Raw genomic sequence first — 1,044 nt, 5'->3', positions numbered from 1 at the left:
AAATCATAGTTTTTCTTACAAACATTGTTCCCTTTTTAAAACTAAGTTGCTCCGCATCAATTAGATATAACGATAGCAAGCCGCAATTCGCATGAAACCTCCACAACATAGGGTGTTGCGGTTTCTGCTTTTCAGACGACCTCACTCCTTTTTCGAGGTCGTCTGAAATATCTTTTCCATAACAATCCAAGCCAAAACCACCTACAGATACGGCCAAGACGGTCTGCCGACCCGACGCACCAATGCGCTGGGGCATACCTTCGGCTACCATTACGACAAAGCCCGCCGCTTAGTCGGCCTCATGAATTTTTTTGCTTCTCTGCGTAACTTCTTCCTTTCACTTTTTGGAACTCCTGCTTTTCTAAGAGCTCCTTGCCCAATATCAATTTCCCTATGCAGATTTGGAGACATTTGATTCCTACCTAGTTGGTAGTACTGTCAACGAATTTGCTCTTCATGATAATGCGCACCGCCTATACCACGAGTATCTTTCTTTGGACTACTTGTATGATGATCTAAATCTAAAGCTATAGAAGGATTCTGCGGCAAACGAACATTTTTAGATGTATATTCGCTTTGCACCAAAGCCTTATGCCGAATTAACTCATGAGCTTGCAAGCCATCTCCCACATATGCTTTACTGTTCAAACTCCCATAAATACCTATTTCATACAAACTAGCAAGCCCTAAAGGATCAACCCAAGCCTGCGCATTCGGCGCAAACTGATACAAGTTATCCCCGCCCAACAACCCAATCGGATCCTGATTCACAAACCGCCCGACCTCAGGCTCGTAATAGCGCATCAGGTTGTAATGCAGCCCGGTCTCTTCATCATAATACTGATTTTGCAGTCTAAACGGCTGATGCGCATCCTTGTAAACCCGCTCATCCTTTTTCAGACGGCCCCAAGCGGTGTATTCGCCGTACCATAAGAGATTACCATGGATGTCGGTCATCTCCCTCGGTATGCCGACTTGGTCGTTGTGGAAATAGGCAAGGTATTGTGCTTCGTCTTGGTTGTTGTGGAAGACTTGGGCTAAGGG

2 protein-coding genes are annotated in these 1,044 nt (G+C 45.3%); both read right to left on the bottom strand.

The window, feature by feature from the left end:
• A partial coding sequence (locus tag ACTHUT_RS21075; protein ID WP_440419752.1) for a hypothetical protein occupies positions 1-256 on the bottom strand: 256 nt, incomplete at its 3' end.
• Between the two features lie 182 nt (positions 257-438).
• Positions 439-1,044 (bottom strand): RHS repeat-associated core domain-containing protein (locus ACTHUT_RS21070; protein ID WP_440419750.1); only part of this gene is annotated, 606 nt, incomplete at its 5' end.

The organism is Neisseria sp. P0022.S010 (genome assembly GCF_051956635.1).
Note: the sequence above shows the minus strand (reverse complement) of the source record. Positions and strands in the feature narration are given on the sequence as shown.